The sequence below is a fragment of the Curtobacterium sp. SGAir0471 genome, assembly GCF_005490985.1.
Classification (GTDB): domain Bacteria; phylum Actinomycetota; class Actinomycetes; order Actinomycetales; family Microbacteriaceae; genus Curtobacterium.
Map to the genome: position 1 here is coordinate 182097 of NZ_CP027869.1, position 12614 is coordinate 194710.

Here is a 12614-nt window from a genome sequence, read left to right on the forward strand (position 1 = left end):
TCCTCGGGCCGGGTGCGTACCCCGGCGACGGGACGACGGACGGGAGGCGCGGTGCCGGCTGGCACCGCGCCTCCCGTCCGTCGTCCGGTCACGTCGTCACGTGACCGTCGCGATCACCCGCCGGCGGTCAGACCGAGGCGGTCGCCTCGTCGCGGTGCGGGAGCTTCCAGCCCGGGCGCACGAAGTGGCAGGTGTACCCGGCGGGGTACTTCTCGAGGTAGTCCTGGTGCTCCTCCTCGGCCTCCCAGAAGTCGCCGGCGGGCTCGACCTCGGTGACGACCTTGCCCGGCCAGATGCCGGATGCGTCGACGTCCGCGATGGTGTCGAGCGCGACCTGGCGCTGCTCGTCGTCCTGGTAGAAGATCGCCGAGCGGTAGCTGCGGCCGACGTCGTTGCCCTGCCGGTCCTTGGTGGACGGGTCGTGGATCTGGAAGAAGAACTCGAGCAGGTCACGGTACGAGATCTGTGACGGGTCGAAGACGATCTCGACGGCCTCGGCGTGGTCGCCGTGGTTCCGGTACGTGGCGTTCGGGGTGTCGCCGCCGGAGTACCCGACGCGCGTGCTGATGACACCCGGACGGCGACGGAGGAGCTGCTGCGCTCCCCAGAAGCAGCCGCCGGCGAGGATGGCGGTCTCGGTCGTGGTCATGGTGGCCTCCTGGGGTCGTCGTACCGCTGGCTGCGGCACCGTCGGGTGCAACCACCGCGTGGGTGCAGGTGTTCCCGCGGGTCCATGGTGCCGTGTCGACCCGCGTGGCGGCTGTCCGACGGCCCGCGCGGAGCGCCCGTTGTCCACCGACCGCCGCCACGCCGGAGGCCCTCGCCGGTGTCGTCCCGGTGCTCTACCATTCGAACACACGTTCGAATCGGGAGGTCGAGATGATGTTGACGCACGAGGTCGCCACGGTGTGGTGGGAGCGCGGCGTGCCGGACCGGATGGTGTGGCGTGACCGGCGTTGGCGGGTGAGCGACACCCCGACGCGGCTGACGGCGACGGCCGAGTTCCTGCCGTCGGCGATGACCCACGCGCCCGAGCGCACGGTCGGCTGGCGCTTCCAGGTCAGTGCCGAGGGTGACGCGGTCGTGGTCGACATCGTGCCCGAGGGGGACGGCTGGGTGGTCGCCCGCACCTGGCGCTGACCGCGGGACCGGTCGTGCGCCGACGCGGCCCGGGTCAGTGGGTGAGGGCGTGTGCGAGCCCACGGACGAGCACCGCGCGGGTACGGTCGGTGGGGGAGCCGTCCGGATCGCTCCAGGCCGCGCGCCCGAGTCCGTCGACCAGGGCGAGCACGGCGTCCGCGGCCACCGCGGTCGGCTCGGCGAGTTCGATGCCGTGTCGTGCGGTCCAGCGGGTGATGCCGGCCGTGACGCCGTCGTGCCAGAGGGTCCGCTCGGCGGCGACGAGCGTGTCGTCCCCGTCGAGGGCGGTGCGGCTGACGGCCTCGAGCAGTCGGAAGCGCTCCGGCTCCCGGCGGACCAGGTCCAGGTACGCGGCCACCCCGGCGTCGAGCGCCTCGACCAGCTCGTCGTGCTGGTCCGCGGCGGCGAGCACGCGGGGCAGGACGTCCCGCGCCTGTCGCTCGAGGAGCGCGACGACGAGGTTCCGCCGGGCGCCGAAGACGTAGTGCACGACACCGTGTGCGACGCCGGCGCGCTCGGCGACCGCCCGCGTGGTGAGGCCCGGCAGGCCGTGGTCGCGCACGACGAGGGCGGCGGCGTCGAGGAGCTCGTCGCGCCGTTCCCCTCTGCTGCGGTACGCCCGCGTCTGCTGGTCCTGCGTCTGCTGGTCCTGCGTCATCACAGGAAGCGTACGGGTCGCCTGCAGCGAGCAGCGGGAAGCTGATCTGGCCGAGCGGCCGAATGTGCCACCGCCAGCAGAGGAGTCCCGATGTCGATCACCGTCCGCCCCGCGTCCCGGTCCGAGGTGCCCGCAGCAGCGGCCGTGCTGGCCGAGGCCTTCGCCGCCGATCCCGTCCTCGCCGAGATCCGCCCGTCACGGTCGGGCGAGGACCGCACCGCCGTGCTCGGCGCGCTCTTCACGGCACTCGTCCGCTCGGTCCCCGAGCGTGCCCGCGCGCTCGACGTCGCGGTCGACGGCGATCGTGTGGTCGGTGCAGCGTTCTGGCAGGCGCCACGACCGCACGTGGGTGGCACGGTCGCGTTCCTCCGGCAGGTCCCCGAGCTCCTCCGGGTCCTCGGGGTCGGTGGTGCGTTCCGCGCGCTGCGGCACCTGCGCCGGATGGACCGTGCACGACCGGACGCGCCGCACTGGTACCTCGCCGAGATCGGCGTCGCCGCCGCGGCCCGGGGTCAGGGGGTCGGCGGGCTCCTGCTCGAGCACGCGCTGCGGCGGGTCGACGGACTCGGTGCGGACGCGTACCTCGAGTCCTCGACGCCGCAGAACCGACGGCTCTACCGTCGCCACGGCTTCGGTGACGGGGCACCGATCACCGGCTTCCGTGCGGCGGCGCCCGTCTCGATGTGGCGACCGGCGGTCGCCTGAACCGTGCGACGACGAACGGGAGGCGCGGTACCAGCCGGTACCGCGCCTCCCGTCCGTCAGGTGGTGACGCGTCGGTCAGGCGACCGCGATCTCGTTCGGGACGCCCGGCAGCTCGTCGCTCGAGGCGACGACCTCCCCGGTCGTGAGGTCCACCGCGTGGATCTTCCGCTCCGCAGGGTCGGTGACGTAGGCGACGTTGCCGGCGACCTTGAGGGCCGGGTGGGCGTCCTGCCACTCGGCCGGGCCCTCCCAGGCGTCGATGACGTCGACCGTGTCGGTCGGCTCGCCGGTCGCGACGTCGAAGCTGTGCAGCGCGCCGTCGGAGCCGAGGATCACGGCCTCGTCAGCGGGGCCGCGCGCGATGTCGCGGAAGGTGAACCCGACGCCCTCGGGCATGTCGGTCACGCGGTACTCGCCCGCCGCGGCGTCGATGAGCGCGACCTGGTCGAGCAGGTAGCCCTCGCTGTCCGGGTCGTCGTTGTAGTCGCCGACCGCGATCGAGCTCGACTCGGTCGTGAAGAGGTTGCCGGTACGGCCGTACTCGGTCGGGGCGTCGATCTTCGTGAAGGCGCCGTCCTGGTAGACCAGCGCTCCGTCGGTGCAGCCGAAGACCGCGACCTCGTCCTCGACCGCTCCCTCGCCGTGGACGCTCGGGCACTCCTCGGAACGCGCGATCTCCTGGCCGTCCTCGTCGAGCGCGCGGACGCCGGAGCGGGATTCCTCGGAGCCGATCGTGGAGAGGAGCGTCCCGTCCTCGAGGACGATGGCGACGCCGTGGTGGGCGGCCTCGGACTCCGTCGTCTCGACGTCGGGGAGCGTGTCGCCGTCGAGGTCGTCGTGGTCGAACACCGTCACGTCGCCGCTGCCGTCGGCGAAGAGCGCGGTCTTCTCGCCGTGCACGACCGCGTGCCCGCCGGTGTCGGCCGGGAAGACCGCGTCGGTCAGGGCGGGGTCGGCCGCGGTGTCGAGGACCCGGAAGCCCTCGGGGACGGTGACGAGCACGTGGCGGCCGTCGCCGGCCGGGTTCACGCGGGTGAAGCCGTCGATGCCGTCGTCGGCGACGACCCGCAGGTCCTGGTCGAGGGTGAGCAGGCCGCCGTCGTAGGTGAGGACGATGCGGTCCCCGTCGGTCGAGGCGGCCGTCGCGGTGCGGCCGCCCTCGGCCTCCGCGTCGGCGGGCGAGGTCGAGCAGCCGGTGAGGACGAGGGCTGCGGCGCCGAGCAGGGCTGCGGGCGCGAGCGTGGTGCGCAGGGATGTCATGTCGTTCACTGTACTGATTCTCATTCTCATCTAGAAATCGACAGGCCGTCGACGATCGCGTCCGTGTTCGAGCGCATCATGCCGAGGTAGGTCGACGCTGCTCCGTCCTCGGTCAGTGACTCGGTGGCGAGCGAGCGGATCTCGACGTGCACGTCGACCTCGTCGGCCAGCACTTCGGCCAGGCGCGCGGGCTGCGACAGGTCGGCGAAGATCGTCGGGACCCCGGCCTCGTCGATCGCTGCAGCGAGGTCCCGCAGGTCGGCGGCGCTCGGCGACGCCAGGGTCGTGCCGCTGGGGATCACGGCGCCGACCACGCGGAAGCCGTATCGGTCGGCGAGGTACCCGAACACGTGGTGGTTCGTCACGAGGGCCCGGCGCTCGTCCGGGATGCCCGCGAACGCCTCGGACATCTCGGTGTCGAGCGTGGTCAGCTCGTCGAGGTAGGCGGCGGTCCCGCTCGGCTCGACGCCGGCCTCACGCAGGGCTCCGTCGAGCGCCTCGACGACGTCCACCATGCGAGCCGGGTCTGTCCACAGGTGCGGATCCGGGCCGCTGTCGTCCTCGGTCGTCCACTCGAGCGCGTCGACGTGGTCGCCGGCGGTGAACACCGGGACCCCGTCGGACGCGGCTGCCTCGACGTGCCGCGCGACGCCCTCCTCGAGCCCGAGGCCGTTCTCGACGACGAGGTCGGCGGTCCGGAGTCGGGCGGCTTCCTGCGCGGACACCTCGAACGAGTGCGGGTCCGCGCCCGGGGGCATGAGGACCATCACGTCGGCGGCGTCCCCGACCACCTCGGAGACGACGTCGCCGAGGATGTTCGTCGTCACCGCGACGACCGGGCGGTCCGATCCCGCGGACGAGCACCCCGCCGTGGTCGTCACGAGTCCCGCGGCGAGGGCCAGTGCAGCCCCGACCCGGAACCGGCGCGTCACAGCCCGACCTCGGCGAACGCGACGGGGGCTGCGGTCAGGTCGATCGACCGCGCGACGCGGGCACCGTCCGCGAAGTCGATCTCGTGCACCTGCGGCCCGGAGGCGTCGGCGACGTAGGCGCGCTGGGCGTCGAGCTGCAGGAGCGGCTGCTCGTCGGGGTCGAGCAGCGGCTCGGTCGTGGCGATCGCGCCCGTCGACGCCGTGAGCACCACGACCCGGCTCTGGTCGTCGATGCCGACGACGTGCTCGTCCTCGTCGTCGACGGCGCTCACGGCGCGCAGGGGACGCTCGGTCTCGACCAGCCGCCAATTGCCCTCGCGGCTGTCGAGCAGCCAGGCGCCGCGATCGCCGGCGAGCCCCGCGACCGTCGGCCTGCCTGCACGGGCGGAGAACGCCGTCGGACGGTCGGCGCCGTCGGGCAGCGCGACGGCGGTGACCCCGCCGTCCTCACCGACGACGACCGCACCGTCCGCGCACCCGACCACTGCTCCCGCACGCGTGACGATGCCGCCGGCCGGGTCCGTGCACGCGGCCTCGGCGCCGGTCGGCTGCCCGTCGGTCGGCTCGCCGTCGGCATCGAGCACCCGCACGCCGTCGGCGGTACCGGCGACCAGCTGCTCGCCGAACGGCAGCAGCACGGTCGCATCGACCCGGACGGTCTCCTGGACGACGCCCTGACCGAGTGCCGCCCGGTCGAGGACGACGCCCTCGCCGCGCTCCGGCCACGTGATCGTCGTCATCGTCTCCGAGGAGTGCACCTCGACGGGGCCGCCACCGTCGATCGTGCCGACGACCCGGGGTTCGGCCGCGTAGTAGTGCGTGTGGTCGCCGTGGTCGACCGTCCACGCCCCGCCGTCGATGATCGTCGTGCGGTCCCCGGTGCTGGTGACGAGGAAGCGTCCGTCGGTCGTCGAGTGGTCCGGTGCCTCGACGTCGTCGAGTTCGGTGGTCTCGTCGGCGATCAGGTCGTGGACGGTGGTGGATCCGTCCGCGGACACGGCCAGGAGGCGCACCTGCGGCTCCTGGGCCTCGCTCGCCCCCTCGACGTAGCCGTGCGGCTTCGCGGTGGCGGTGGTCTCGTCGGCTGCCGGCCCGGCGGTGTCCTCGGTCGAGCAGGCGGTCAGGCCGAGCGCGAGCCCGGCGGCGACCACCGCGGTGGTGATGCGTCGCGATGGTGCGCGACGGGTCGTGGGCTGGTTCATGCTCCCTCTCGTGGTGCTGGTCGTGCTGGTGTGCGTGGTGCTGGTGCCGGTGCTGGAGCGGGCGTCCGGGCCGGGCTCGTGCGTCGTCGCCGGAGCGAGGTGAGGGCGGCGAGCCCGCGCGAGACGGCGACCCCGGCGACAGCGACGGCCGCGATGCTCGCGCCGGCGGCGGTCCCGGCGTGCCAGGAGACGAGCAGGCCGGTGGTGACGGCCGCGCTGCCGATCAGGGCGGCGAGGAGCATGGTCGAGCCGACCTGGCGGGTCCACGCCCGGGCCGCGGCTGCCGGTGCGAGCAGGAGCCCGACGACCAGGAGCGTCCCGACGGCCCGGTAGGACGCGACGACCGCGAGGGTGACGAGCCCGACGAGCACGACCTCGGCCAGGCGCGGGCGGAGCCCGAGCGTCGCGGCTTTCCGGGTGTCGAACGCGGCGGCGGTGAAGGGCCGGTGGAAGACCGCGGCGAGCACGAGTGCCACGACGACGGCGATGCCGAGCCCGCCCAGGTCGGTGCGGGTCACGGCGAGGACGTCCCCGAACAGGATCGCGGTCACGTCGGTGGCGAAGGACCGGGAGGACGACACGATGATGACGCCGAGGGCGAGCATGCCGACGAACAGCAGTCCGATCGAGGTGTCGTACGACAACCGGGCGCGCCGACGGAGTGCGCCGACGCCGAGCACCATCACGCCGGCGCTCACCGCGGCGCCGAGCACGGCGGGGACCCCGGTGAGCGTGGCGACCGCGACGCCCGGGAGCATGCCGTGCGCCAGGGCCTCCCCGAGGAACGCCATCCCGCGCACGAGCACCCAGGTGCCGACGACCGCGCAGAGCACCGCCGTCAGGGCGCCGCCGACGAGGGCGCGCAGCATGAAGTCGACGGAGAACGGGTCGGTCAGCCAGGTCACGCTGGGAGACGCTACATGAAAATGACTATCGATACTGATAGCGTGCTCAGGTGCCTACAGCCCTCGACACCAGCGCCCTCCGGGCCTCCGGTCTCGTCGTCCGCCGTGGTGACCGCACCGTGCTCGACGGGTTCGACGCGACCTTCCCCGCCGGGGTCGTGACGGCGCTGACCGGACCGAACGGATCCGGCAAGTCGACCCTGCTCGACGCGCTCGCCGGGGTGGTGACCGTGCACGGCGGAGTGGTGACGGGCCTCCCGGCCGGCGGTGTCGCGTACGTGACGCAGGCCGTCCCGCCGACCGCGCTCCCGCTCACCGTCCGGTCGACGGTCGCGATGGGGCGCTGGCGGGGCCGGCCGTGGTGGCGTCCGCTCGGACGCACCGACCGGGCCGTCGTGGACGAGCAGCTGGCGCGCATGCGGATCGCGGAGCTCGCGGATCGGCCGCTCGACCAGCTGTCCGGTGGCCAGCGCCAGCGGACCTTCGTCGCGCTCGGGCTCGCGCAGCAGGCCCCCGTGCTGCTGGTCGACGAGCCGACGGCGGGGGTGGACGCGGCTTCCGCTGCCCTCGTGACGACGGCGCTCGCCGACGAGGCGGCTGCGGGCGTCGTCGTGGTCCACGCGGCGCACGACCCGCTCGCGATCACCGCGGCGGACCGCGTCGTGGCACTCGGCTGACGGGCTCGGGGGCGGCGGGCGTCAGGCGATCCGATCGAGGGCCGCGCGCGCTGCGGCCACGACAGCCGGGTCCGTGACGGTGTGCCCGGAGCCGTCGTCCCCGCTGCCCATCGGCACACCCCCGTGTCCGGCGCCGCCGACCGACCGCTTCGCGGAGAGGTGCACCGCGGCGACCCCGGCCGCGACCAGTGCCGGGACGTCGGCGGGGGTGACCCCGGCGCCGGCCATCACCTGGACCGGCCCGGCGGCGTCGACCATGCGCGCGATCGTCGCCGCACCCGCAGGGGCACTCGCGGCGCCGCCGGAGGTCAGCACCCGCGTGACACCGAGGTCGGCGAGCCGCGCCACCGTCTCGACCGGGTCGGCCGCGTGGTCGACCGCTCGGTGCAGGGTGACCTCGGCGTGCGCGGAGACCGAGCGGGCTGCGTCCACGAAGCGGCGCAGGGCGTCCTCGTCGAGGGACCGGTCCGGACGCAGGGCACCGACCACGACACCCGCAGCCCCGGAGCGCAGGACCGTGCGGACCTCGCGTTCCAGCAGCGCGAGCTCGTCGGCGTCGTAGGTGAAACCCCCGGGGCGGCAGCGCACCAGGGCGTGCGCGGGGATCCCGGTCTCGTGCGTCGCCTCGACGAGTGCCTGCGACGGGGTGAGTCCGCCGAGTTCGAGACCGGTGCAGAGCTCGACGCGGTCGGCCCCGGCGTCACGGGCGACGATCGCCCCGGCGGGCGAGGTCACGGCGATCTCGAGTGCGACCGTCGATGACGGGGGTGGGTTCACGGGGTTGCTCCGAGTGGCTCGTCCGATGGCGGCACGATGCGCGCGGACAGGTCCGGCGGCGTCGCGAACTCCCGATCGTAGGGGAACAGTGGTCGCTCGATCCGGTGGTGCCCGAGGCGGAGCAGGTCCTGGTCGACGCCACCCGGGGTGAGTGCGAGCATCCAGTCGGCCGCCATGTCGAACAGCTCCGGTTCGAGGTAGCCGATCTTCACGACGACGACGTCAGCCTCCCGCGGGGCGAGGTCCAGGTCGATGAAGTCGTGCTCGTGGTGGTACGGCTTGCGGAGCGTCGTCAGGACCGCGAAGACGCTGCCGACCTGCAGCACGACCTCGGTCTCGGCATCCCGGTCGCCGTGTCGGACCGCGTGCACCCGGCCGGTCATCGTGAGCGGCCCCGCGTGCACGTCGTCGACCTCGGCGCCCGCCGTCACCGTGACGGTCGCGCCGACCCCGGCGGCAACGGCCTCGGCGACCGCAGCCGGACCGGGGACGCTCGCGTAGAGCAACGTCGGGCCGTCCGGGGCGGCGAACGCCGGGTGCGCGAGCACCTGCGTCAGCCCCCACGTCATGTCGCCCGACCCACCGGCGGTCGGGTTGTCGCCCGAGTCGGAGACGAAGAACGGGCGCGCGGCCCCGGGCGCCAGCGCCGCGGTGATGCACTCGTCGAACGTCCCCGTCGGTGCCACGAAGGCGAAGTCCTCGCGGGCGTCCCAGAACGCGCGGGCGAGCCGTTCCGCCCCGGCGGCGACGGCGTCGGTGTCCCATCCGGTGACGACCGTGACCGCATGGTCGCGGGGCTGGTCCGCCCACGCGTACCCGACCCAGAGTGACGCGTCGAGGACCCCGTCGGCGGCCTCGACCTCGGCGACCTGCGCGTACAACGACGCCGCCGGTTCGACCCGGGTGGAGGTCTGCTCGCCCGGCAGCAGCACGGGGATCGGCACCCAGGCCTTCACGGGTCGCCGGTGTCCGACGGGACGCGTCGTGAGCACGTCCACCAGGTTCCGCACCGCGCGCTCCCGGGTCGCGTCGACGTCCTCGTGCGGGGCCGTGCGGTAGCAGGTGACCAGGTCGAGCTGGTGCGCGAGCTCCCGCGTGACGTTGCCGTGCAGGTCCATCGATGCGGAGATGATCGTGTCGGGGCCGACGACCGCGCGGATGCGTCCGAGCAGGTCCGTCTCGGCGTCGTCCAGGCCCTCGACCACCATCGCGCCGTGGATGTCGTACCAGAGACCGTCGACCGGCCCGATCTCCGTCAGCCGGGCGACGATCTCGTCGGCGAGCTCCTCGTAGGCCGATCGGGCGACGACCCCGCCGGGCAGCGCGTGCCCGGTGAGTGCTCCGCGGAACTCGGCAGCGTGCTCGTACGCCGCCAGGAACGGGTGCCGCGCGACGACCTCGTCCCCGCGATCAGGGTGGAAGGCCGGAGCGAGGGTCCGGGTCGGTGTGAAGGTCGAGGTCTCGATCGCGAGTCCGGCGATGGCGATCACCGGGCGGCGGACTCCGTCGGTTCCGTGGGCGGACACGTGCTCACCCTACGACGCCGGCGCCCGGGCGTGGTGTCGGTGGAAGTGCGGACTGGTGCGGCCCCCGGACGGGGGTCAGGATGACTCCCAGTTGCACCCTGCAACGCAGCAGGGTCCCTGACCGAGGAGTCCACATGAAGCACACCCTCGCAGCGGCGTTCGCCGCCGTGGCCGTCGTCGCCGGCGGCGTGTTCGCCGCCGCCCCCGCCTCCGCGCTGCCCGCCGGCGCCGAGGTCGTCGGCGGCGAGAAGGCGCCCTCCACCACCTGGGCCGTCCAGCTCGAGGCCTCCGGCGGCACCATCCCGTCCGGCTACGTCAGCAACTGCACCGGCGAGCAGATCAACGCATCGTGGATCGTCACCGCCCGCCACTGCATCGACGGCATCGGCGCGATGAACGTCTACCACTCGAACTCCACCACGAACCGCGGCACCGCCGTCGCCGTCGACCGCGTCAGCGCCGCGCCGGCCGGGGACATCGCCCTCGTGCACCTGCGCAGCACCTACACGCTGTCGACCTACGCGCCCCTCGACCTGACCGCGGCGGCGAAGTCGAGCGGCACGGGTGTCATCCAGGGCTACGGCCTCCGCGCGAACGCGCAGCAGTCGGACGGGCTCTACCAGGCGACCGTCTCGCTCACGAGTGCGTCGCGTGACGCCTACAGCGGCAAGGCGCAGCACGTCACCGGTGTGACCGGTGCGTCGAACCACGGCGACTCGGGCGGCCCGCTCCTGGTCAACGGCAAGGTCGTCGCGGTGTGCTCGACCGGTGACAGCGCCGACCCGGGTGCGAACACGACGGCCGGGTCGAACTACGCGCTGCTGTCGCAGTCGTCGTCGTGGATCCGCTCGACGGCAGGCGTCTGACCGTCGCGACCCACTGACGGACGGGAGGCGCGGTGCCAGCCGGCACCGTGCCTCCCGTCCGTCACGTGGTGGCGTCAGACGCCGTGCGCCTCCTCGGCGACCGGCTGCCACTCGCGCCACGTCGCGAGCCGCGACTCGTAGTCCCGCTCGGCGATGCCGAGGGGCGCCTTCCCGAAGAAGACGCGCAGCGGCGGCTGCTCCGCGTCGACGACCTTCAGGATGGCGGACCGCGTGGCCTCCGGCTTGCCCGGGTCCGCCGCCGAGGGGCGCTTCGACGCGGCCTCGCGGACGTCGGCGTAGGCGTCGAGCTCCTCGCTGTGCTTCGAGGACGGGCCCGACCAGTCGGTCGAGAAGCCGCCGGGCTCGACGAGCGTGACGTGGACGCCGAAGCCGGCGACCTCCTGCGACAGCGACTGCGACAGGCCCTCGAGCGCCCACTTCGACGCGTGGTAGGCGCCGACCGTCGGGAACGCGCTGATCCCACCGATGCTCGACACCTGCACGATGTGCCCCGAGCCCTGCTCGCGCATGATCGGCAGCGCCGCCTGCGTGACCCACAGCGCGCCGAAGAAGTTCGTCTCGAGCTGCGCGCGGACCTCGTCCTCGGTGAGCTCCTCGACCATGCCGAAGTGACCGTAGCCCGCGTTGTTCACGACCACGTCGAGCCGACCGAAGTGCTCCGCGGCCTGCTGGACGGCGGCGACCGCGGCAGCGCGGTCGGTGACGTCGAGCCGGATCGGCAGGAAGGTGTCCGGGTACTGCTCCACGAGGGGCTGCACGTCGTCGGTGTTCCGCGCCGTGCCCGCGACGGAGTCGCCGCGCTCCAGGGCGGCCTCCGTCCACTCGCGGCCGAAGCCCTTCGATGCTCCGGTGATGAACCAGGTCTTCGCCATGTGGTGCCTCCAGTTGCTGTTCGGGTGACCGCGAGCAGGCAACGCCCGTCGCCCGGACGCGACCTGGGTGCCCGGGTGACAGCACCCGCTGGACCGGCCCGGAGTCGCCGACGAGCAGCATGGCCCCATGAGCCAGTACGAGAAGCGCGACCCGAACTCCCTCTACCCGAAGCCCCCGTTCCCGGAGCAGGAGCAGTCGCTGCCCGGCGCCGCGTGGAAGATGGACCCGGAGCCCGACCACGGTGAGCAGAGCTACGTCGGCAAGGAGCGCCTGACCGGCTTCCGTGGCATCGTCACCGGCGCCGACTCCGGCATCGGGCGTGCGACCGCGATCGCGCTCTCCCGCGAGGGCGCCGACCTCGTCCTCTCCTACCTGCCCGACGAGCAGGAGGACGCCGAGCAGGTCCGTGACCTCCTGGAGTCCGAGGGGCGCAAAGCCGTCCTCGTCCCGGGCGACATCTCCGACGAGCAGTACTGCAAGGACCTCGTCCAGAAGGCCGTCGACGAGCTCGGTGGCCTCGACACGCTCGTCATGGTCGCCGGTCGCATGGACAGCAACGACGACATCCTGTCGCTCACCACCGAGCACTTCGACTCGACGTTCAAGACGAACATCTACTCGCTGTTCTGGCTGACGCAGGCGGCCGTGCCGCACCTCGAGCCCGGGTCGACGATCGTCACGACCGGCTCGATCCAGGCAGCCACCCCGTCGCCCGACAAGATCGACTACGCGATCTCGAAGAGCGCGGTCAAGACCTTCACCGAGGCCGTCGCCCAGCAGCTCGCCCCGAAGGGTATCCGCGTGAACTCGGTCGCACCGGGTCCCGTGTGGACGCCGCTGCAGCCGGGCTCGGACGATGCGCAGACCGTGGCGCACTTCGGTGAGCAATCGCCGTTCGGGCGCCCCGGCCAGCCCGCCGAGCTCGGTGCCGCGTACGTGCACCTGGTCAGCCCGGAGTCGAGCTACCAGTCCGGCTCGACCGTCACGATCGCGGGCGGGACCCCCGCGTTCTAGACGCTCCCACCAGACGGACGGGAGGCGCGTGGCGGATCCGCCACGCGCCTCTCGTCCG

Annotated in this window: 14 protein-coding genes; 5 read left to right on the forward strand and 9 right to left on the reverse strand. The window is 73.3% G+C overall.

Features of this window, described 5'->3' with window-relative positions:
• Nucleotides 1-127 precede the first annotated feature (127 nt).
• Entirely contained in the window at nucleotides 128-649 is a 522-nt protein-coding gene (msrA, locus tag C1N91_RS00950) for a peptide-methionine (S)-S-oxide reductase MsrA (protein ID WP_058749116.1), read from the reverse strand.
• Between the two features lie 230 nt (nucleotides 650-879).
• Between msrA and C1N91_RS00955 the strand changes: the two genes are divergently transcribed.
• Nucleotides 880-1140 carry a hypothetical protein gene (locus C1N91_RS00955; protein ID WP_058727471.1) on the forward strand — a complete coding sequence of 87 codons (261 nt, stop codon included), beginning with the start codon at nucleotides 880-882 and terminating at the stop codon, nucleotides 1138-1140.
• Nucleotides 1141-1174: 34 nt separating this feature from the next.
• On the opposite strand, the gene C1N91_RS00960 is transcribed toward C1N91_RS00955, so the two are convergent.
• Entirely contained in the window at nucleotides 1175-1798 is a 624-nt protein-coding gene (locus tag C1N91_RS00960; protein ID WP_137766208.1) for a TetR/AcrR family transcriptional regulator, read from the reverse strand.
• Between the two features lie 90 nt (nucleotides 1799-1888).
• Here C1N91_RS00960 and C1N91_RS00965 point away from each other — a divergent pair, with 90 nt between their 5' ends.
• Nucleotides 1889-2503, forward strand: coding sequence for a GNAT family N-acetyltransferase (locus C1N91_RS00965; protein WP_137766209.1), 615 nt, complete (start codon nucleotides 1889-1891; stop codon nucleotides 2501-2503).
• A 75-nt stretch (nucleotides 2504-2578) separates the two neighbouring features.
• Here the strand turns inward: C1N91_RS00965 and C1N91_RS00970 are convergent, their stop codons facing one another.
• From C1N91_RS00970 to aztB, 4 genes are read right to left on the reverse strand one after another with little or no spacing between them, the layout of a single operon-like run.
• Nucleotides 2579-3763, reverse strand: a complete 1185-nt coding sequence (locus C1N91_RS00970) for a hypothetical protein (protein WP_137766210.1) — start codon at nucleotides 3761-3763, stop codon at nucleotides 2579-2581.
• Nucleotides 3764-3789: 26 nt separating this feature from the next.
• Nucleotides 3790-4695, reverse strand: coding sequence for a metal ABC transporter solute-binding protein, Zn/Mn family (locus C1N91_RS00975; protein ID WP_394587051.1), 906 nt, complete (start codon nucleotides 4693-4695; stop codon nucleotides 3790-3792).
• Nucleotides 4692-5897, reverse strand: coding sequence for an ABC transporter (locus C1N91_RS00980; RefSeq protein ID WP_137766211.1), 1206 nt, complete (start codon nucleotides 5895-5897; stop codon nucleotides 4692-4694). Before C1N91_RS00980 ends, C1N91_RS00975 begins: the two co-directional genes overlap by 4 nt.
• Nucleotides 5894-6802 carry a zinc ABC transporter permease AztB gene (aztB, locus tag C1N91_RS00985; protein WP_137766212.1) on the reverse strand — a complete coding sequence of 303 codons (909 nt, stop codon included), beginning with the start codon at nucleotides 6800-6802 and terminating at the stop codon, nucleotides 5894-5896. The genes C1N91_RS00980 and aztB overlap by 4 nt, the downstream gene beginning before the upstream one ends.
• Before the next feature lie 50 nt (nucleotides 6803-6852).
• Between aztB and C1N91_RS00990 the strand changes: the two genes are divergently transcribed.
• Nucleotides 6853-7479: a metal ABC transporter ATP-binding protein gene (locus tag C1N91_RS00990; RefSeq protein ID WP_137766213.1), complete on the forward strand. Its 627-nt coding sequence runs from the start codon at nucleotides 6853-6855 to the stop codon at nucleotides 7477-7479.
• A 21-nt stretch (nucleotides 7480-7500) separates the two neighbouring features.
• Here C1N91_RS00990 and C1N91_RS00995 read toward each other — a convergent pair whose 3' ends face one another.
• Both C1N91_RS00995 and C1N91_RS01000 read right to left on the reverse strand, forming a co-directional pair.
• A complete protein-coding gene (locus C1N91_RS00995; RefSeq protein WP_137766214.1) occupies nucleotides 7501-8256 on the reverse strand; it encodes a copper homeostasis protein CutC in 756 nt (251 codons plus the stop codon).
• Entirely contained in the window at nucleotides 8253-9782 is a 1530-nt protein-coding gene (locus tag C1N91_RS01000; protein WP_137766215.1) for a M81 family metallopeptidase, read from the reverse strand. The genes C1N91_RS00995 and C1N91_RS01000 overlap by 4 nt, the downstream gene beginning before the upstream one ends.
• Before the next feature lie 134 nt (nucleotides 9783-9916).
• Here C1N91_RS01000 and C1N91_RS01005 point away from each other — a divergent pair, with 134 nt between their 5' ends.
• Nucleotides 9917-10648: a S1 family peptidase gene (locus C1N91_RS01005; protein ID WP_137766216.1), complete on the forward strand. Its 732-nt coding sequence runs from the start codon at nucleotides 9917-9919 to the stop codon at nucleotides 10646-10648.
• Between the two features lie 74 nt (nucleotides 10649-10722).
• On the opposite strand, the gene C1N91_RS01010 is transcribed toward C1N91_RS01005, so the two are convergent.
• Nucleotides 10723-11541 (reverse strand): SDR family oxidoreductase, encoded by an 819-nt coding sequence (locus tag C1N91_RS01010; protein WP_137766217.1) that lies wholly within the window; start codon nucleotides 11539-11541, stop codon nucleotides 10723-10725.
• Between the two features lie 127 nt (nucleotides 11542-11668).
• On the opposite strand from C1N91_RS01010, the gene C1N91_RS01015 reads away from it, so the two are divergent.
• Nucleotides 11669-12556: an SDR family oxidoreductase gene (locus tag C1N91_RS01015; protein ID WP_137766218.1), complete on the forward strand. Its 888-nt coding sequence runs from the start codon at nucleotides 11669-11671 to the stop codon at nucleotides 12554-12556.
• Nucleotides 12557-12614: the final 58 nt, after the last annotated feature.

Coding starts and splice junctions, on each gene's coding strand:
- C1N91_RS01015 (WP_137766218.1), top strand. CDS start 11,669: ATGAGCCAGTACGAGAAGCGCGACCCGAACTCCCTCTACCCGAAGCCC.
- C1N91_RS00960 (WP_137766208.1), bottom strand. CDS start 1,798: ATGACGCAGGACCAGCAGACGCAGGACCAGCAGACGCGGGCGTACCGC.
- C1N91_RS01010 (WP_137766217.1), bottom strand. CDS start 11,541: ATGGCGAAGACCTGGTTCATCACCGGAGCATCGAAGGGCTTCGGCCGC.
- C1N91_RS01005 (WP_137766216.1), top strand. CDS start 9,917: ATGAAGCACACCCTCGCAGCGGCGTTCGCCGCCGTGGCCGTCGTCGCC.
- msrA (WP_058749116.1), bottom strand. CDS start 649: ATGACCACGACCGAGACCGCCATCCTCGCCGGCGGCTGCTTCTGGGGA.
- C1N91_RS00970 (WP_137766210.1), bottom strand. CDS start 3,763: ATGACATCCCTGCGCACCACGCTCGCGCCCGCAGCCCTGCTCGGCGCC.
- C1N91_RS00965 (WP_137766209.1), top strand. CDS start 1,889: ATGTCGATCACCGTCCGCCCCGCGTCCCGGTCCGAGGTGCCCGCAGCA.
- C1N91_RS00955 (WP_058727471.1), top strand. CDS start 880: ATGATGTTGACGCACGAGGTCGCCACGGTGTGGTGGGAGCGCGGCGTG.
- C1N91_RS00980 (WP_137766211.1), bottom strand. CDS start 5,897: ATGAACCAGCCCACGACCCGTCGCGCACCATCGCGACGCATCACCACC.